14 protein-coding genes are annotated in these 19,297 nt (G+C 73.1%); 8 read left to right on the forward strand and 6 right to left on the reverse strand.

Features of this window, described 5'->3' with window-relative positions:
• Window positions 1–6: 6 nt before the first annotated feature.
• Window positions 7–732, reverse strand: coding sequence for a transporter substrate-binding domain-containing protein (locus tag ACF1BN_RS26915; RefSeq protein WP_392334164.1), 726 nt, complete (start codon window positions 730–732; stop codon window positions 7–9).
• Between the two features lie 375 nt (window positions 733–1,107).
• Between ACF1BN_RS26915 and ACF1BN_RS26920 the strand changes: the two genes are divergently transcribed.
• The 5 genes from ACF1BN_RS26920 to ACF1BN_RS26940 all read left to right on the forward strand — a co-directional run bounded on the left by ACF1BN_RS26920 (window position 1,108) and on the right by ACF1BN_RS26940 (window position 5,043).
• A complete protein-coding gene (locus ACF1BN_RS26920; RefSeq protein WP_392334165.1) occupies window positions 1,108–1,308 on the forward strand; it encodes a hypothetical protein in 201 nt (66 codons plus the stop codon).
• Window positions 1,309–1,405: 97 nt separating this feature from the next.
• A complete protein-coding gene (locus ACF1BN_RS26925; protein ID WP_392334166.1) occupies window positions 1,406–1,984 on the forward strand; it encodes a MauE/DoxX family redox-associated membrane protein in 579 nt (192 codons plus the stop codon).
• 95 nt (window positions 1,985–2,079) lie between these two features.
• The gene (locus ACF1BN_RS26930; RefSeq protein WP_392334167.1) at window positions 2,080–2,616 is read left to right on the forward strand and encodes a TlpA family protein disulfide reductase; all 537 of its coding nucleotides are present in this window, start codon (window positions 2,080–2,082) and stop codon (window positions 2,614–2,616) included.
• A gap of 98 nt (window positions 2,617–2,714) precedes the next feature.
• Entirely contained in the window at window positions 2,715–4,592 is a 1,878-nt protein-coding gene (locus ACF1BN_RS26935; RefSeq protein WP_392334168.1) for an ABC transporter ATP-binding protein, read from the forward strand.
• Window positions 4,593–4,602: 10 nt separating this feature from the next.
• Window positions 4,603–5,043, forward strand: a complete 441-nt coding sequence (locus ACF1BN_RS26940; protein ID WP_392334169.1) for a S26 family signal peptidase — start codon at window positions 4,603–4,605, stop codon at window positions 5,041–5,043.
• Between the two features lie 124 nt (window positions 5,044–5,167).
• Here ACF1BN_RS26940 and ACF1BN_RS26945 read toward each other — a convergent pair whose 3' ends face one another.
• From ACF1BN_RS26945 to ACF1BN_RS26955, 3 genes are all read right to left on the reverse strand, one after another.
• Entirely contained in the window at window positions 5,168–6,670 is a 1,503-nt protein-coding gene (locus tag ACF1BN_RS26945) for a PTS transporter subunit EIIC (RefSeq protein WP_392334170.1), read from the reverse strand.
• A 41-nt stretch (window positions 6,671–6,711) separates the two neighbouring features.
• A complete protein-coding gene (gene murQ / locus ACF1BN_RS26950; RefSeq protein ID WP_392334171.1) occupies window positions 6,712–7,656 on the reverse strand; it encodes an N-acetylmuramic acid 6-phosphate etherase in 945 nt (314 codons plus the stop codon).
• A gap of 83 nt (window positions 7,657–7,739) precedes the next feature.
• On the reverse strand, window positions 7,740–8,690 hold the full coding sequence (locus ACF1BN_RS26955) for a MurR/RpiR family transcriptional regulator (protein ID WP_392334172.1): 951 nt from the start codon (window positions 8,688–8,690) through the stop codon (window positions 7,740–7,742).
• A 112-nt stretch (window positions 8,691–8,802) separates the two neighbouring features.
• Here ACF1BN_RS26955 and ACF1BN_RS26960 point away from each other — a divergent pair, with 112 nt between their 5' ends.
• Both ACF1BN_RS26960 and ACF1BN_RS26965 read left to right on the forward strand, forming a co-directional pair.
• On the forward strand, window positions 8,803–9,159 hold the full coding sequence (locus tag ACF1BN_RS26960; RefSeq protein ID WP_392334173.1) for a hypothetical protein: 357 nt from the start codon (window positions 8,803–8,805) through the stop codon (window positions 9,157–9,159).
• A 28-nt stretch (window positions 9,160–9,187) separates the two neighbouring features.
• Window positions 9,188–9,457: a DUF4031 domain-containing protein gene (locus ACF1BN_RS26965; RefSeq protein ID WP_387278156.1), complete on the forward strand. Its 270-nt coding sequence runs from the start codon at window positions 9,188–9,190 to the stop codon at window positions 9,455–9,457.
• A gap of 94 nt (window positions 9,458–9,551) precedes the next feature.
• Here ACF1BN_RS26965 and ACF1BN_RS26970 read toward each other — a convergent pair whose 3' ends face one another.
• Both ACF1BN_RS26970 and ACF1BN_RS26975 read right to left on the reverse strand, forming a co-directional pair.
• A complete protein-coding gene (locus ACF1BN_RS26970) occupies window positions 9,552–10,766 on the reverse strand; it encodes a Cmx/CmrA family chloramphenicol efflux MFS transporter (RefSeq protein WP_392334195.1) in 1,215 nt (404 codons plus the stop codon).
• A gap of 196 nt (window positions 10,767–10,962) precedes the next feature.
• A complete protein-coding gene (locus ACF1BN_RS26975) occupies window positions 10,963–11,682 on the reverse strand; it encodes a hypothetical protein (RefSeq protein WP_392334174.1) in 720 nt (239 codons plus the stop codon).
• A 374-nt stretch (window positions 11,683–12,056) separates the two neighbouring features.
• On the opposite strand from ACF1BN_RS26975, the gene ACF1BN_RS26980 reads away from it, so the two are divergent.
• Window positions 12,057–19,289, forward strand: a complete 7,233-nt coding sequence (locus ACF1BN_RS26980; protein ID WP_392334175.1) for a hypothetical protein — start codon at window positions 12,057–12,059, stop codon at window positions 19,287–19,289.
• Window positions 19,290–19,297 lie beyond the last annotated feature (8 nt).

Genomic DNA, 19,297 nt, shown 5'->3' on the forward strand with positions numbered 1-19,297 from the left:
ACCCGGTCACGGGGCGACCAGGGCCGGGTCCTGGTCCGAGCGGCGCAGGGCGTCGGCGACGAAGCCGTTCCTCTTCAGCTCCTCCACGAGGGAGCGGAGGTACGCCACCGTCTCCGGCGCCCTGTCCCCGGTCGTGCCGACCGCCTGCCGGATCTCCATGAACCGGCCGTCGATCAGGCGGACTTCGGGGTGGGCGGCGACATAGGCCGCCATCGGCTGGCGGATGCCCGCGCCGGCCTCCAGGTCGAGCGTGCGGAAGACCTCGACGCCCTCCGCGCCCCGCACGACGGTGGCGTGGGCGAGGGAGCGGGTGAGGTGGAGGTCGTACGCGGAGCCCTGCTTGACGCCGACGCGCACGCCGGGCACGTCCACGTCCTCGACGGTGGCGAGCGCCGAGTCGCGGGGGACCGCGTACACGCCCTCGATGACGACGTACGGGGTGGTGAAGGCGACCTCCTTCTCGCGCGCCGGGTCCACGGCGAGGAAGCAGAGGTCGGCGCGGCCGTCGGCCATCGCCTCGAACGACTTGCGCGCGGCGTCGAAGCAGAGCGTCTCGACGGAGAGTCCGAGCCGCCGGCCGATCTCCCGGGCGAGGTCGACCGTGATGCCGGCGGGCGCCTTCGGCGTGCCCTGGGCGAGCACCGGGTTCCCGAGGTTGATGGAGGCGCGCAGGACCCCGGTGGGCGCGAGGTCGGCGGCGATCGCGGCGATGTCGTGGTGCGTGGTCGTCATGGTTGCGGAGTCTAGGCACCGCCGGACGCGCCGGAGGGCGCCGAGCCGGAGGCGGTGGGGGACGACGGCCCGCCGGAACCCCTCCGGGCGTGTCCCCCAGGGGATGGGGGAATGGGCGGGTGTGGCCGAATTCCATGGGTCTCCATGTGCATGTTTTCAGCCAGATGCACGTGCTTTCGGAGGTCTGAATTCCATTCGGCAGTGATCCTTCCGCATTCTGTTCCGTCGGGTCTGACCTCGGGTTTCTCGTATGCAGGACACGAAGATCAGAGTTGGTCTAGACATTTATTCCGGAAGGCGGGTAGGTTGCGGAACGCGAGTTCTCGTGAACGTTTGCACGACCCGAAAATCCATCTCCACTTTGTGAGGGATCCTATGGTCAAGGCAATTGTCGGCATGGCGGACCGCCTGCTCGGTCGCGTTCTCCGCGAGGAGAGCGCCGAGGCGTACTGCGCCTGCCCCGCGGGCGGCAGCAGCTGGTGCTCCGGCTCCACGCTCTACGTCAAGGTCTGCTGTTCCTGGAACTGCGCGGCGGCGCCCACCTGCGTCACCAAGTCGTACCCGGGCGACTGCTGACCGCGGTTTCCGCGCCCTTCCGCGCAACGCCCTCCCTGGTGCCGCTCCGCGCGGCCCGGGGAGGGTCCCGGCCGGACCGTCCGACGGAGGAGAGCCCGTGACCGACACCCTGATCCTCGCCTTCCGGTGCGTCGTGGCCGTCGTCCTCGCCGCCTCCGCGCTGGGGAAGGCACGCGCCCCCCGGGAGTTCCGCGCGACCGTCCGGGAGATGCGGATCGTGCCGCTGGGCACGGTCGGCGCCATCGCCGTGGCGGTGCCCGTCCTGGAGGCGGCGCTCGCCGTCGCCGTCTGGGTCCCGGCCCTCACCACCTGGGCCTTCGCCCTCTCCTTCGGGCTGATCGCGGTCTTCACCGCGGCCCTGGCCTCGGTCCTCCGCCGGAGGATCGACACCTCCTGCTCCTGCTTCGGCGCCTCCCGCACCCGGGTCGGCCCCGCGCACCTCGTCCGCAACGCCGTCCTCCTGGGAGCGACCGCCACCGGGCTCCTCGCCTCCCTCGCCGCGGGCGGACCGGCCTCCGTCCCGCTGCTCGACGCCCTCGGGTCGCTCGGCGTCGCCGGCGTCCTCACCGGCGTCCTCGGCGGGGTCTGCCTCAGCGCGCTCGTCCTCTCCACGGACCTGCTCGCCGACGTCTTCTCCGCCCCCGCCCCGGGAACCGGCCGGCGGACCCCCTCCTGACGAGGCCCCGCCGAGGCCCCGGCGCCGTCCGGACGGCGCGCCCCGGCGACGCCCACCCTCCCGCATCCGCCGAGAACCCAAGCGAGGCCCTTTCCATGCTTGTCGCCGCCGTCGTGCTGATCGGCTGTCTCTCCGTCTTCAACCTCTTCCTGCTGCTCGCCCTCGCACGCCGGACCTCCGCTTCCGCGGGGAATTCCGGTGAATACGTGTCCGACGCCCCCGAGAACACGCTCCCCGACGGTTCGCCGGTCCCCGAATTCCGGACCGTCACGCATTCCGGCGAGGAGATCGACCGCAATTCTGTCGCCCCCGGATCCGTCATCGGATTCCTTTCCACGACGTGCACGCCGTGCGTCGAGCAGGCGCCGGAATTCGCCGCCATGGCGAAGGACTTCCCGGGTGGCCGGGATCGTGTGCTGGTCTTCCTCAAGGGCGGCGGTCCCGAGCGGCAGCGGATGATCGACCTGCTCGACCCGGTCGCCCGGGTCGTCACCGAGACCGCCGGCTCCCACGGCGCCTCCGCCTCCTTCGGCATCGTCCGCTGGCCCAGCTACCTCGACGTCGACGCCGAGGGACGCGTCAGCGACCGCGGCCAGGTCGCCGCCGCGCCGACGGCCTCCGCCCACCCGTGAACACCCCCGCGCCCGACGGCCCTTCCCCGGACACCCCCGCGGCCGAAGGCCCCGCACCGGCTTCACCCGTGCCCGACGGCCCCGCACCCGCTTCCCCCGTGTCCGACGGCCCCGCCCCCACCGGCCGCAAGGACGTCGTCCGGGCCGGGCGGACCGCCGCCGGGCTCGCCTGGCGGGCCGGGCGCGGCGCGCTCCTGCTCTACCTGGCGGGGAGCGTCGTCGCGGGACTGCTGCCGGCCGCCGCCGCGCTCCTCGTCCGCGAGCTGTTCGACGCGATCACCCAGCACCGGCCCACCGACACCCTCGTCCGCGTCGCCGTCCTCCTGGTGGCGGTCGCCCTCGCCCTCGCGCTCGTCCCCGCCGTCACCGACTTCCTCCGCGAGCAGCACGCCCGCCGCCTCCGGCTCACGGTGCAGGACGAGCTGTTCGAGGGCGTCAACCGGCTGCCGGGGCTGCGCCACTTCGAGAACCCGGCCTTCCAGGACGAGCTGAGGCTCGCCCAGGAGGCCGGCTCCTCCGCCCCCGGCATGCTGATCGGCTCGGTCGTCGGCGGCGTGCAGGCGCTGGTGACCTTCCTCGGCTTCCTGGTCACGGTCTGCTTCCTCAACCCGCTGCTCGGCGCGCTGACCGTCGTCATGGCGCTGCCCACCTTCCGCACCCAGCTCACCGCGGGCCGCCGGCGGGCCGCCGTCATCCGCGACATCGTGGCGAACAGCCGCCGCCAGCTGTTCTACGCCGGTCTGCTGACCGACACCGACGCGGTGAAGGAACTCCGGCTCTTCGGGCTCCAGGACCACTTCAAGAGCCGGGCGCGGGCGGAGCTGGCCGTCGCCTCCGAGGCCGAGCGCCGCACCGAACTCCGTAACCTCGTCCGGGGAGTTCCGCCGTCCGTCCTCGGCGTCGCCGTCTACGGCGTGGGGCTCGTCTGGGTCGTCAGGGCCGTCGGCGAGGGCGCGCTCTCGGTCGGCGACGTCTCCGTCTTCCTCGCCGCCACCGCCGCCATCCAGACCGGCGTCGGCCAGCTGGCGAGCACCGGCAGCAACGCCTACCAGGCCCTCCTCACCTTCGTCTCCTACCGGGCCCTGCGGGACCTGACCCCCGATCTGCGGCAGCTGGAGGGACCGACCGAGGAGCCCCGCCCGCTGCGGTCCTCGATCACCTTCGAGAACGTCTGGTTCCGGTACGACGACACCTCGCCGTGGGTGCTGCGCGGGGTGGACCTGACGCTCACCGCGGGCGCGGCGACCGCGCTCGTCGGACTGAACGGCGCCGGCAAGAGCACCCTGGTCAAGCTGCTCTGCCGGCTGTACGACCCGACCGAGGGCCGCATCCTCTGGGACGGCACCGACATCCGCCGCTTCACGCCCGACGCGTACCGGCGCCGGATCGGCGTCGTCTTCCAGGACTACTGCCGGTACGACCTCACCGCCGGCGAGAACGTCGGCCTCGGGCGCCTCGACCGGGCCGGCGACACCGGCGCGGTCACCGGCGCGGCGCGGGCGGCCGGCATCCACGACCGGCTCACCCGCCTGCCCGCCGGCTACGACACCCTCCTCAGCCGGATCTTCGTCCCGGAAGGGGAGCACGCGGCGTCCTTCGGCGGCCAGTCGCTGTCCGGCGGAGAATGGCAACGGGTCGCGGTGGCACGGGCGTTCATGCGTGCCGATGCCGATCTGCTGATCCTCGACGAGCCCAGCGCGGGCCTGGACGCGGAGGCGGAGAAGGAGATCCACGACAGCCTGCGCACCCTGCGCGGCGGCGCGACCGGCGTGGTCATCTCGCACCGGCTGAGCGCCGTCCGCGACGCCGGCCGCATCGTCGTCCTCGGTGACGGACGGGTGGTCGAGGAGGGCACGCACGAGACGCTGATGGACGGGGGCGGCCGGTACGCGGAGCTGTTCACGCTCCAGGCGGACGGCTACCGTACCGACGCGCCGGACCCGGACCGGGCGGCGGTCCCGGACCCGGTGGGGTGAGGAGGACGACGTGTCCGTGTTCCTGGGTGGGGCCGTCGGCCTGCTGCTGCTCCTGGCGCTGCTGCGCCGCTGCCTCTCCCGGCTGCGGATCGACGGGCCGAGCATGATGCCGGCACTGCGGGACGGGCAGCGGGTCCTCGTGCTCCGCACCGGCGCGGTCCGGCTGCGCACCGGCCGGATCGTGCTCGTGGCCCCGCCCGAGGGCCTCGTCCGCCCCCGCCGGGGCGCGGCCGGCCGGCCGCCGCTGGTGGTGAAGCGGATCGCCGCCCTGGCCGGGGAGCCGGTGCCGCCCGAGGTGTGCGCCGCGGCCGGTGTGGCGGAGGGCGCGCTGGTCCCGCCGGGCCGGGTCGCGCTGCTCGGTGACAACCCCGCCTTCAGCACGGACTCCCGCTTCTGGGGCCTGCTGCCGGTGTCCAGCGTGGTCGGCGTGGTCCTCGACGGGGCCGCGTGACGGCGCCGCCCGTCGAGGGCGGGCCCGACCGGCGGGACCCCGCCCCCGCGACACGCGCGCGGGGACGGGGCCTCGGCCTTCGGAGCCGTACAGCTCCTTCGTCGTTCTTCCTCGTGCCGGACCGTCAGACCTTCACCGGCTCCGGGGTGCCCGCCGTGCCGGCGGCGGGGCCGCCCGCGGCCACGGGTTCCGGAGCCGCCGCCGCCTCCGTGTCCACGTCGAACTCCTCGATCAGCTCGCGGCTGAAGCCCCAGAAGTAGGTGGCGACGAAGCCGACGAGGTAGCCCACGAGCAGCCCGCCCGCGTAGATCGCGATCGTCTCGCCGAGGCCCTTGTTGCCGTCGAGGAGCGGGAAGAGCGCCCAGCCGGACGGGCCGATCGCGGTCGAGCCGACCTTGTCGCCCAGCATGTTGAACAGGCCGATGAAGCCGCCGCCGAACGCGCCGCCGACGCAGGCCGTGATGAAGGGGCGGCCCAGCGGGAGGGAGACGCCGTAGATCAGCGGCTCGCCGACGCCGAGGAAGCCGGCCGGGAGGGCGGACTTGATGGTGCGGCGGATGGAGCCGTTGCGGGGCAGCTTCAGGTAGACCGCCATGGCCGCGCCGACCTGGCCCGCGCCCGCCATCGCCAGGATCGGGAGGAGGACCGTGTAGCCCTGCTGCTCGATCAGCGTGGTGTGGATGGGGATGAGCGCCTGGTGCAGGCCGAGCATCACCAGCGGCAGGAAGAGGCCGCCGAGGAGGAATCCGGCGCCCGCGCCCGCGTTCTCCAGGAGCCAGTTGGCGAAGTCGCCGATGGCCTGCGAGACCTCGCCGGCGACGAACATCAGGCCGAAGATCGTGACCAGGCCGGAGATGAGCACGGTGAGCGTCGGGGTGACCAGGACGTCCAGGGACTCCGGCACCCAGCGGCGGCACCACTTCTCCACGTACACGGCGAGCACGGCCGCGCCGAGCGCGCCGAGGACACCGCCCTGGCCCGGGGAGAGCGCCTGGCCGAAGACCTCGATCTTGGCGACGCCCGCGTAGACGATGATGGCGGCGACCGCGCCGCCGAGGATCGCCGTGCCGCCGAACTCCTTGGCCGTGTTGTAGCCGACGAAGACCGCGATGAGGGCCATGAAGCCGCTCGCGATGGCGGCGAGCGCCGGGGTGACGCCGGGCAGCCAGCCGAGGTTGATCAGCAGGCCGTTGAGGCCGGCGATGATGCCGCAGCCGATCAGGGCGGGGATCAGGGGGACGAAGATGTTCGCGATCTTCCGGAGGAAGAGCTTGAACGGGGTCGCGTTCTTCGCCTTCCTGGCCGCCTTCATCGCGGCGCCCTGCGCCGCCAGGTCGTCGGCGGTGTGCACCGGCGCCGCGGCGGCCCCCTCGGCCACCAGGGCCTCGAACTCGGGGGTCACGCGGGCGACCGTGCCGGGGCCGAGGACGATCTGGTACGTGTCGTCCTCCACCACCCCCATCACGGACGGCAGCGCCTTCAGGGCCTCGTCCTGGACGAGCGAGCGGTCGCGCAGGCCCAGCCGGAGGCGGGTCATGCAGTGGGCCACGGAGCTGATGTTCCCGGCGCCGCCGACGAGGGGCAGGATCGCGGCGGCGATGGCGCGGTTCTTGTCGTCTGTGCTCATGGTGCGGTGGTGCCTTCGGTACGGGGGTGGGGTGGGAGGGCTCAGGTGGTGGCGTGCAGCGCCGCACGCAGATGCCCGTGCGAGTCGTGCAGCCGCCGGGCCGCGGTGGCGGCGTCGACGTCGGCGAGGATGATCAGGATGGCGTTCTTCACCTCGCCCTCGGCGGCGGCGAGGGCGGACTCGATCTGCTCGTCGGGGGCGCCGGTCGCGAGCGCCACGATGCGGCGCGAGCGGGCCTGGAGCTTCTCGTTGGAGGAGCGGACGTCGACCATGAGGTTCCCGTAGGTCTTGCCCAGCCGGATCATGGTGATCGTCGAGATCATGTTGAGGACGAGCTTCTGCGCCGTGCCGGCCTTCAACCGGGTGGATCCGGTGAGGAGTTCGGGGCCGGCGACGACCTCGATGCCGTGCTCGGCGGCGGCCGCGAGCGCGCTGTCCGCGTTGCACGAGAGGCCGATGGTGAGCGCGCCGAGGGTGCGGGCGTGCTCGACGGCGCCGATGGCGTAGGGGGTGCGGCCGGAGGCGGAGATGCCGACGACGGTGTCGTCGGGGCCGACGGAGAGGGCGTCGAGGTCGGCGGCGGCGAGCTCCTTGGAGTCCTCGGCGCCCTCGACGGCCTGGACCATGGCGGACGGGCCGCCCGCGATCAGGCCGACGACCTGCGAGGGGTCGGTGTTGAAGGTGGGCGGGCACTCGCTGGCGTCGAGGACGCCGAGCCGGCCGGCGGTGCCGGCGCCCAGGTAGAGCAGCCGGCCGCCGCAGGCCATCCGCTCGGCGGTGGCGTCGATGGCGGCGGCGATCGCCGGCAGCTGCTTGGCCACGGCGGCGGGGACGGTCTGGTCCTCGCCGTTCATGATGCGGGCGATCTCCAGGGTGGACAGCCGGTCGATCTCGGCCAGTTCGGGACGGAACGCCTCGGTGGTGAGGGTGGCCAGCTGGGCGCGGAGTTCGGAGTACGTGGTGGACACGGGCGGCTGCTCTTTCATGGTGTCGGCTTCGGGGTGCTCGGGGTGCTGGGGGTCGGGCTGCTGGGGGTCGGGTTGCTCGGGGTCGGGGTGCTCGGGGTGGGTCAGCGGGTGGTGGTCCGGGGTGCGTGGCGGTGGGCGAGTGCTTCGTACGAGGCCGCGAGGGCAGGGGCCGCGGTCTCGTACGTACGCTGGGTGACACAGGTGAACAGGCAGTCCACGACCAGGAGTTGGCTGGTGCGGGACGACATGGCCGCCGGTCTCAGCTCGCTCTCGCGGGCGGTGGAGGTGGTCAGCACGTGGTCGGCGTACTGGCTGACCGGCCCGTCCGGGCGGCCGGTGATCGCCACCGTGGTGGCGCCGTGCTCGAAGGCGACCCGGAGCGGTTCTATGACGTCGCCGGTGGAGCCGGAGTGGGTGATGGCGAGGGCGACGTCGCCGGAGCGGAGCTGCACGGCGTTGGTGACGGCGAGGTGGGGGTCGCTGTGCGCGTGCGCGACGAGGCCGATCCGGAGCAGCTTCTGCACGAGGTCCTGGGCGACGAGGCCGGAGGCGCCCACGCCGTACACGTCGATGCGGCGGGCGGTGGCGCAGGCGGCGGCGACGGCGCCGAGCTGGACGGTGTCGAGGCCCGCGGCGGTGTCGGCGAGGGTCTGCCGCTCGTCGTGCGCGAGCTTGGCGACGACGTCGGCGACCGGGTCGTCGACGGCGATGTCGGCGGTGACGGACGGCGCCCGGCCGGACTGCTGCTGGGCGGCGAGGCCGGCGAGGGCGAGCCGCAGGTCGCGGTAGCCGGGGTAGCCGAGGAGGCGGGCGGTGCGGACGACGGTGGCCTCGCTGGTGCCGGTCAGTTCGGCGAGGCCGGTGACCGTGAGGGCGGCGCAGCCGGCGGGGTCCCCGGCGACGGCCTCGGCGACCCGCTGCATGGAGCGGGTCATGGAAGGGGAGAGGGTCCGTACCTTGGCGGCGAGCGCGGCCGGCGCGGGGGGAGCGGGAGGCGCGGGGTGCGAGGAGGGCGCCTCACCGCTGAAAGTTTCCTTCACGTCATTGGTCACGACTGAAAGATACTTTCAGAAGGGCGCGGCGGACAAGAGCCCGTAAGGCCCGGATCAGGGGCGGAAGGACGGGACCTTCGTCCTTCCGGGTGCGGCGGGTGACAATGAGCTCATGGACGACATCGACCCCGTGGAGCAGGCGCTGCACACCGCCCGCGCGCTGGTGCTGGCCGACCTCGCGGCCCGTGACGTGGCCGCGGCGCAGGTCGTGTCGATGGTGGAGGACGCGGTGACGCACCGCCGCTGGTGGGTCGAGCAGTGGCCCGAGGGCGTGGAGTACGTCCCGGGCCTCGTCGCCCAGGACGTCCAGGACGCCCTCCTGGAGGCGTACGGCCGCTGGCCCCTCTGCCCCGTCTGCTCCTCCGGCGACCCGCACGCCCTCGACGTCGAACCGGAGCTGGGCGCGGACCCGCACTGGGTCTGCGGCAAGCAGGGCGTGGTGGTGGCGCGGGTGGGCGGGCTGACGTGACGACCGCCCCCGGCGGGAGCGGCCCCCGATGACCCTCTACATCGACCCGCCGACCTGGCCCGGCCACGGCCGCATGTGGTCGCACCTGGTCAGCGACGTCTCCTTCGAGGAGCTCCACGCCTTCGCCGCCTCGATCGGCGCCCCGGCGCGCGGCTTCGACCGCGACCACTACGACATCCCCGCCGACTGGCACGCGACCGCGGTCGCCGCCGGCGCCGTCCCCGTCGGCTCCAAGGAACTCCTGCGCCGCCTCACGGAGGCGGGCCTGCGCCGCCCGAAGGGCCGGCCACCGCTCTAGGACCGGCCGCCGCTCTGGGGCGGGCCGCCGCTCTGGGGCCGGCCGTCGCTTTAGGGCCGGCCACCGCTTTAGGGCCCGTCGTCACGGGCAGGCCCTAGCTCTCGTGCCGTGACAGTTCGGGCGCCGTCGGCGCGCCCTGGGCGCCGATGACCACCCGCGACCTCTCCGGGCGGGTGAGCTTCAGGGAGACGGCGACGGCCACCAGGGCCAGGGCGGTCATCGCCGCGCCGGCCCAGGCGGGGGAGGTGTAGCCGAGGCCGCCGTCGATGACGGTGCCGCCCAGCCAGGGGCCACCGGTGTTGCCGAGGTTGAACGCGGCGGTGGTGGTGGCGCCGGCCAGGGTGGGGGCGGCGCCGGCGACGTTGAACATGCGGGCGTTGAGGGCGGGGGCCGTGTAGAAGGCGGAGACGCCGAGGAGGAAGGCGAGCAGGACCGTCGCCACCGGGCTGGAGGCGAGGAAGGCCAGCGCGACCAGGAAGACGGTGGAGGCGGCGATGCCGCTGAGCAGGACGCCGAAGAGGTGGGCGTCGGCGACCCGGCCGCCGATCGTGGTGCCGACGAGGGCGCCGATGCCGAAGAGGCCGAGGACGCCGGAGACCCAGCCCTTGTCGAGGCCGGAGACGTCGGTGAGCAGCGGGGCCAGGTAGGAGAAGGCGCAGAAGACGCCGCCCGCGGCCAGCGCGGTGATCACGATCGAGAGGAGGACCTGGCGGTCGCGGTAGATCGTGAGCTCCCGCTTGAGCCGGGGCTTCGTCTCCGGGAGCGGGATGTGCGGGATGCGGGTGACGACGCCCACGAGGGCGATCGCGGAGGCGGCGCCGACGGCCCAGAAGGCGGAGCGCCAGCCGAGGTGCTCGCCGAGGAAGGCGCCGGCGGGGACGCCGAGGACGTTGGCGATGGAGAGGCCGCCGATCATGACGGCCATGGCGCGGGCCCGCGAGCTCTGCGGGACCATCGCGATGGCGACGGCCGCGCCGACGGCCCAGAAGCCGGCGCAGGCGAGCGCGCTGATCACGCGGGAGGCGAAGAGGATCCCGTAGCTCGGGGCGAGCGCGCCGGCTATCTGGCCCAGTCCGAAGACGGTGATCAGGGCGACCAGCGTGGTCTTGCGGGGGAGCCGGAGCGTCGCGACGGCGAGCAGCGGAGCACCGACGACCATGCCGATGGCGAAGGCGGAGATCAGCAGACCGGCCTGCGGGATGGAGACACCCATGTCCTCCGCGATGGGCGGCAGGAGCCCGGACAGCATGAACTCGCTGGTGCCGAGTGCGAAGACGGAGAGGCCCAGGATGTAGACGGCCAGGGGCATCCGGGGAGCGGCGGGGGAGGCGGGAGCGGGCTCGGCTGAGGAAGACGGCATGACATGTGCCAACCGATGAGTGGTTCCTGTCATTCCGGGGTCGCGGTACTTCTCGCGATACGAGACGCGAGCCGGGACGTGCTCCCTGGGCGTCGGCGTCCTGGCCGTGTGGCGGCCGGGTGCCCCGTCGTGGACCCGGCCGCCGTCAGAGCCGGTCGAGCTGGGCCTTCACGACCGCTTCCGGGATCGCCGCCTTGTCTGCGTCCAGCATGTTGACGCCGTAGAACGCGGCGATGATGTTGCCGCTGCGGACGACGGTGTAGGTCATGGGCATCTTCTGCTTGCCGATGTCGCCGGTGATCCGGTACGCCACGGCCTCGTCGCCCAGCTTCGGCGCAGGCAGGGATTCGACTGCGCCGTAGGTCAGGCCGAGGGTCTTGAAGCCCTTGGGGCAGGCGGGGACGGACGCGCGGAGTTCCCGCATCACACGCTCGGAGTTCTCGTCCGAGTGGGAGGCGAGCCACATGGAGCCGACCGTGGCGTTGGCGGCCTCGGAGGCCTGGAGGGAGCGGTGGGCGGTGGCGACCGGGGCGATGTGGGTGAAGCCGCCGATGAGGCTGGCCAGCGGCTGACACTTCTTCTGGTCCGCCTCCATGTCGCGGCCCGCCTCCACCTCCGCCTGGGCGATCCTCTTGGCGTCGTACCCGGCGGTCCGGCCGGTGAGGACGGCCTTCTCGAGTGCGGGTGTGTCGAGGGTGCCGAGCCGTTTCGCCTCGGCGGCTTCCTTCTCCTGGGCGTTCCGGGTGGTCGTCCCGGTGGACTTCGGCTTGTTGTGCTCGGGGTCGGGAGATTCGCCGCTGCACGCGGTCGCCAGGAAGAGAGCCGGTATCAAGGCGGCGAGAGGAAGGGCGCTGCGGAGTCTCATGTTCTCTGTTCTTTCCCGGCGTTCACGCGCGTGCGGTGGACAGGCGAAACGATCTTACGGGGGGCGGTCGGACGGTCCCGTCACAGTTCGGCGTCGATGCGAGGCCTGCTCGCGTCAGACGTTCGCACCTTTGCGAGACCTGTGGGGAAGTGGGTTACGTCCAGTAACAACATGATCAAGAAAGAGCTCACTTTGCCCCTTCTTGATCACCTGTATGCCCGGCGGTGAAGATTATTTGATCTTCACCGGGCCGGGCAGTGCATGACATGGTCGCGACGTAAGCGGCAGCGGAGTTCAGGGGTGGGAGCGGCCGCTCCTTCGGCATGCCCGTGATCCCGTCGCCTCGTGATCGACAGACAGATTGTCAGGCACACATGTCCTTGTTCCCAGACGTCGGCAGACGCCGGCGTCGCATCCGAAAGGCCCTCGCGCGGGCCACCGGGATCACGGCGCTCGCCACGGCGACCGCCGTCCTGGCCGGAGTCATCCAGGCTGCGCCCGCCGTCGCTGACACCGCCCCGGAGGTGGACGACGGCCTCTTCCGCAACAGCGTCGGCGAGCAGCGCCGCCTCGACCGCTGTCTCACCGGCGTGGCACTGCACGTCGGCGGCCCTCAGCTGAAGGCCAAGGCGATCGAGGGCCTCACCGGCACCGACGAGCAACTGCGCACCACCGTCGGTGATATCGGCTGGATCGGCTACGGTCCGCTCGGTCAGGCCAAGGACGCCGACAAGGAGACGGCGAGTACCTACAGCGACGCCTTCACCGCGCGCACCCGGGCGCTCGACGAGGCGAACAAGCCGTACCGCGAATCCGCCTGGGACAACGACGCCATGGAGTGGCACGCGCCCGCGTTCGGCGCGGACGTCAGCTACTTCACCGCCCTCTCGAAGGTCCAGCTCGCCGTTCCGCTCGGCAACGACGGCGACAGCAAGCCCGGTGCCGAGGCCGAGGCGAAGGCCCGCGCCCTCGTCGAGGAGAACCGCGGCAAGGACGACTGGGACGACTTCACCGCGGACCACATGCTCCAGGACATCGGCTGGGAGTGGTCGCGCGGAACGACGTCCAGCGACATCGCGGCCTACCTGCGACGCGGTGGCTACGCCGCGGCGGAACCCGCGAAGGGCTCGCCCGAGTACCGGGTCGAGGTGGAGGACCTGAAGCAGGCGTGGGCCGCCTGCGACCACCAGAACCCGCTCGACCCCCGCCGCAGGCTCAACGCGCCGGTGATGACCGCGATGCTGGAATGGGAGCTGGAGTACGCCGGGCAGGCTGCCCAGCGGGCCACGATCATCCAGGCCGAGGCCGACGCCGCCGAGGCGACCCGGCTGGCCACCGAGGACATGATCGAGGCCATCCGGCAGGCGTGGATCGCGGAGCAGATCCTGATCTGGCGCAAGCACTGGCAGGACGTGCTCGCCGACGATCCCGACCCCGTCTTCGAGAAGCCCGACCAGGCCTTCTACGACAAGGCCGCGGCCGATCTCTCCGCCGCCCGCACCGAGGCGGCCGCCAGGGCTGTGTCGGCCGGGACCCACGCCGCAGCGGCTGCCGCGGCGGTGCAGCGCGCCACGACCGCCCAGCAGGAGGCCTGGGCCGTCGCCGACACCGCGCACGTGCCGCGTGGCCGGGGTCTGATGTACGCCCAGCAGTCGGTGCAGGTCACCCGGGCCTCCGCGGCGGCCGCGCAGGCCGCCGCGAAGGCGACCGAGACCGCCAAGGCCGCCGCGAACGCCACCGTCGCCGACGCGGACGCGCTGCTCGCCAAGGCGCAGACCGAGTCGAAGGCGCTGAACACCGAGTTCCGCCGGGTTGCCGCCGAGGAGGCCGCCGCGCAGGCGAAGGCCGCCGCCGACAGCGCCGTGACCAACGCCGACGCCGCCGCCGACGCCGCCGGGACGGCCAAGACGGCGCGTACGACCGCCGAGCAGAAGCGGGACAAGGCGAAGGCCGCCGCCGAGACAGCCGCGACCGAGCGGGCGAAGGCGCAGGCGGAGAAGGCCACCGCCGTCGCCGCGCGCGCCAAGGCCACCACGGAGCGGGCCAAGGCCGCGGAGGCCGAGGGCAGGGCGGGTACGCAGAAGACGGCCGCGCAGAACGCCGAGACGACCGCCGGCACGGCGACCACCGACGCGAAGACGAAGCGCACGGCCGCCGACGTCAAGGCGAAGGCGGCGCAGGTCGCCCGCGAGAAGGCGTTCGCGGCGCTGCGCGACAAGCAGGCCACCGCGGCCCGCGCCGCCGCTCTTGAGGCCGCGGCAGCCGCCGCCGAGGGCAGGGAGACGGCCGCGGAGACCCGCGCCGCCGCCACCGCCGCGCGGACGGCCGCCACTCAGGCCGCTGCCGCCGCCACGGCGGCCCAGACCGCCGCCGATGAGGCCACCGCCGCCGCGGTCTCCGCCCGGTCCGCCGCGACGACCGCGGAGGGCGCCGCCGGGCGTGCCGAGGCGAGCGCGAGCAAGGCGTGGGAGGTGTACTACACCTCGGTCGGCGCCGCCTCGTCCGCGCATGCCGCCGCCGCCACCGCGCTCGACGCCTCGCAGGACGCGGCGGCCCGCGCGGACAACGCCGCCACCGCGTCGGAGAACGCGACCGAACTCGCCGCCAAGGCGAAGGAGGAGTCCGCCGCCGCGCAGACGAGTGCCGAGGAGGCGGTGACATCGGCCGCGACCGTCGTCGGCCGCGCCTATGCCGCCGGACAGGCGGCGCTCGCCGCCCGGGACAGCGCGAAGGCGGCCATCGCCGCCTCGGACGAGGCCGTCGCCGCGGGCAGCCCGTACCAGGAGAAGGACGCGTCCGCCGCGTTCGCCGTCCTGGTCGGACAGTCCTCGAAGACGCTCGCCGAACAGCAGGCCGCCGCCGCCGAGGCCAAGGCAGCCGAGGCCAACCAGGCCGCCGCCGACGCGCAGGCCGCCGCCGGCCAGGCGCAGGGCGACGCGAAGCTCGCGGCCGAGGCGGCAGCCCGTGCCGCCGCCGACTCGGCCCGCGCCGTCGAGGCCGTCACCCGTGCCCAGGCGTCCGCCGCGGAGGCGGTCGGCGCCCAGGCGGGTGCGAAGACCGCGGCCGAGACCGCGTCGACCCACGCCCAGCAGGCAGGGAACGACGCGCTCAGCGCTCGTAACACCGCCACCGAGGCCGCCGGGGAGGCTGCCGACGCCGACCGGGAGGCCACCGACGCCGAGCGGCACGCCGCCGAGGCGCAGGGCAAGGCCGGGCGTTCGGCCGAGGCCGCGGCCGAAGCCGCCCGCAAGGCCACCGAGGCCGAGAAGGACGCCAAGGAGGCCGAGTCGAAGGCGTCCGACGCCACCGGTGATTCCACCGCCGCCGAGGAGGCCGCGAAGAAGGCCGAACAGGAGCAGCGCGAGAAGAACGAGGCCGCGCACAAGGAGGCGCTGGCCGAGGGCGTCACCCCGATCGAGGGTGGCGCGAACAACTGGCCCAGACTTGGCGAGCGCGAGGAGAAGGCTCTCCTCGACGAGTGCGGCCAGACCTGCGTCGACGACTACCGTGAGGGCCTCACGGCCGTCTCCGTCGACATCGTGAAGTGGGCCACCGACAACGGCGGACAGATCCTCTTCGAGCAGCTCGACGCGGCGAAGGTCAAGCAGTGCCTGGCCGGTTCGGACGTCGAGGACTGCCTCTGGGACCTCGTCGATGTCGCGTCGAACGCCGTGATCGTCGGTCGTGTGCCGGCGCTCTCCCAGGCGATCGAGCGGGTCTCCACCGGGGTCCGGAAGATCTTCGTCGACGCGGACAACGCGCTGCGTCGGCTGCACGAGCTGACGGCCGTCATCAAGGACGTCCGCGCCGCCCCGCGTCTCAACCGATGCCTCGCGGGTGTCGCCCTCCACGCGGGCGGCGCCAAGATGAAGTCCAAGGCCATCGAGGGCCTGACCGGTACCAATGCCCAGCTCGATGCCGTCATCGGCGACATCGGCTGGATCGGCTTCATGCCGCTGGGCCAGGCCCGCGACCAGGACATGGAGGCGGCGTACGCGTACGTGGACGCGATGGCGGCCCGTGAAGCGGTCCTGGAGGACGCGAACCGGCCGTACGCGATGACCTCGTTCGACGACGGCATCACGCTCCACACGCCGGAGTTCGGCGCCGACATCCTCGGCTTCACCCTTTCCGCGCAGGCGAAGGTGTCCCACCGTCTCGGCTGGGACGACCACACCAACCCGAGCGCCGAGTCCCTGGACAAGGCGCGGGAGGTCACCGAGCAGAACCGCGGCAAGGACGACTGGCACGACTGGGCCGCAGACCTCATGCTGCGGGATGCCAGCGTGACGGAGAACCGGTTCCCCGGCGGCACCACCGCCACGGACATCGCCTCCTACCTCAAGCACGGCGGTTTCCTGGGCGAGAAGGTCGCCGAGGGGTCGCCCGAGTTCCGCATCGAGGTCGAGAACCTCAAGCAGGCGTGGGCCGCGTGCGACCACGCCGAGCCGGTCGACCCGCGCAACTCCCTCTCCGAGGTCGCCTCGCAGGCCTCGGCCGAGTGGGAAGCGGAGTACGCCGCTCAGGCGGCGCCGCGCGCGCTGATCATGCGCGCGGAGGCGGACGCCGCCGCCGCGACCCGCGCCGCCGCCGACAACATGGTGGAGGCCATCGGGCAGGCGTGGCGCGCCGACCAGGTCCTGCGTTGGCAGAAGTACTGGCACGACCTGCTGGAGGACGACCCGAACCACATCTCCAAGCCGAAGAAGGCGCTCTTCGACCGGGCCAACGCGGACCTGGCCAACGCCCGCGGCCGCATCCAGGCCCTGGTCACCACGTCGAAGGAGCAGGCAGCCGCCGCGAACGCCGCCGCCGCTCGCGCGGTCGCGGCCCAGCAGGACGCCTGGGCCATCGCGGACGCGGGCGAGGTGCCCCGCGGCCGGGGCCTGATGTACGCCCAGCAGTCGGTCCAGGTCGCCCGTGCCTCGGGCGCCGCCGCCACCGCCGCGACCAAGGCGACGGAGACGGCTTTCAACGCGGCCAAGGCCACGGTCTCGACCTCGCAGACGCTGCTGGCGCTGGCGAAGACCCAGTCGCACGCGCTGAAGACCGAGTTCCACCGCATCGCCGCCCAGGAGGCCGCCGCGCAGGCGAAGGCCGCCGCGGACAGTGCCGATCGGGAGGCGGCCGAGGCCGAGGCCAACCTCAAGATCGCCAAGACGGCGCAGGCCACCGCGGAGCGCGAGGAGCAGGAGGCGAAGACCGCGGCGGGCACGGCCCAGGCCAAGCGCGCCGAGGCCGAGCTGGAGCGCGCCGTCGCCGCCGCTGAGCGGGCCACGGCCGAGTCGGAGCGGGACAAGGCCTCCGCGGCGGAGGCCCGTGCTGTGACGGAGCAGGGCAAGGCCAGTACCGCCGCCACCTCGGCGAGGAGTTCCGGCGCCACGGCCGCGTCCAAGAGGGACGAGGCGGCGGAGGCCGAGCAGGAGGCGAGGCTCGCGCGGGACCGCGCGGTCGTCGCCGAACGCGAGCAGAAGGCCGCCGAATCCAGGGCCGCCGCCACGGAGGCGGCTGCCCAGGCCGCCGTCGGGACCGACGCCGCGACCGAGACCCGCGCGGCGGCGGACGACGCCCGCGCGGCCGCGAACACGGCGACCACGGCGGCTGTCAACGCGCGGGCCGCGGCCGACGAGGCCACGACCGCCTCGGTCAACTCGCGAGCGGCCGCGACCCGGGCCAACGGCGCCGCCCGCAGAGCAGGGGCGGCCGCCGACGGTGCCTGGTCGGCGTACTACACCGCGGCCGGTTCCGCGGCGGCGGCGCACGCGGCCGCGGCCACGGCGATCGACGCCTCCGAGGCGGCCGCGCAGAACGCGCGGAACGCCGAGGCGGAGTCCAAGAAGGCGTCGGCCGCTGCGGTCACCGCCAAGAAGGAGTCGGTCGCGGCGCACGCCGAGGCGCTGAAGACCGCCCAGTGGGCGGCGAAGGCGGCCGGCTACGCGTATGCCACTGCCCAGGCGGCGAGCGCCGCACGGGACACGGCCACCCAGGCCGTGAAGCCCGCGAAGGAGGCCGTAGCCCTCGGTACTCCGTACCAGGAGACCGACGCTTCGGCGGCGTTCGCCGTGCTGACCGGCCAGAACGCGCTGACCCTCTCGGAGCAGCAGGCCAAGGCCGCTGAGGCCAAGGCGGTCCAGGCGGCGGCGATGTCGGCGGAGGCCAAGCGTCTCGCCGAGCAGGCCGCGGCCGACGACAAGCTCGCGGCCCAGGCGGCAGCCGCCGCGGCGGCCGACGCCGAGCGTGCGGCCAAGGCGGTGAAGCGTGCCCAGGCCGCCGCGGCCGAGGCGCAGAAGGCGGCCAAGGCGGCACAGGCTGCGGCCGAACGGGCCGATGTGTGGGCCGTGCGGGCCGGAAACGACGCCATGCACGCGACGTTCGCGGCCAATGACGCCCTGGCGGACGCGGCCGCGGCTGACGCCGCCGCGACCGAGGCCGAGAAGGACGCCGCCGGTGCGCGTGCGGCGGCCACGACCGCCGAGAACGACGCGGCGGACGCCCGGGACGTCGCGACCAGGGCCGAGTCGGACGCCGACGCGGCGGAGACCTCGGCGTCGAACGCCCATAACCTCGCGAAGGAGGCCGACGAGGCCGCCACGCGGGCGGAGGAGGAGGAGCGCAAGCGGCTGGAGGAGGAGCGCAAGCGCCACGTCGACGCCGGCTCCCTCTACAGCGGCGGGCCGCTCAGCGGCACCGACGAGGAGTTGCTGCGGCAGCTCTGCGGTCAGCAGTGTGTCGACGAGTACAAGGCCGCCAGGGATCTGGCCTCGGGCGACGTCGAGGCGTGGGTCCGGGCCAACGGCGGCGCGATCCTGATCGAGCTGTTCGGTCTGGACAACATCAAGGAGTGTCTGTCCACCTGGGACTTCGAGGCGTGCATCTGGGCGCTCATCGACGTCGCGGGCTACCTCGTCCCCGTCACCAAGATCCCGGCGGTGGCCAAGGCGCTCATCGCCATCGGCAAGGCAGTCGACAAGTTCTTCGAGTCGTCGAAGCTCGCCAAGCAGCTGCTCGACAAGTACAACTACCTTCTGAAGAAGGCGAGGAACGCACCGTCCTGCCTGGTCCCCCAGCCGAAGCAGGGTTCGTCGGGCACCGCCTCCCACAGCGCGTGGTCGTTCGAGACGGCGGCGTTCAGCTCCTCCGGAGGAACGAGTTCCAGCAGCGACTACGGCTGGCCCGACGACTGGGACGACGGGGCGAGCACTCCGGCCCCGAACTACGGCTGGCCCGAGGACTACGTCCCGCCGAGCCAGCAGCCCGAGGACAAGGGAAAGTGGAAGATCGCGGACCTGTGCCGCAAGCCTCTGTTCACGGGCCACTTCCTCAAGGGCATCCGGGACGTCCACTTCGACGGCGGTCCGAGGGTCGATGGGGGCAAGGGCATCTGGAAGGCCAACACCTCGGACGCCATGCTGGAGAAGATCTTCGACTTGGCTGAGGAGAAGTGCACGAACTGGACGCAGGGTTCGCAGACCCGCTACCGCGTCTGTGTCTTCAACCCCGGGCTCGGAACCGTCGGCAGGAAGAACCACGACGGAGACACGCCGACGTCCCTGGTGGAGCTGGTCGTCTCGCTCGACGGAGACGCGATCACCATGTATCCGAAGTAGTCGGCCGG

The sequence above is a fragment of the Streptomyces sp. NPDC014861 genome (assembly GCF_043081625.1).
Taxonomy (GTDB): Bacteria; Actinomycetota; Actinomycetes; order Streptomycetales; family Streptomycetaceae; genus Streptomyces.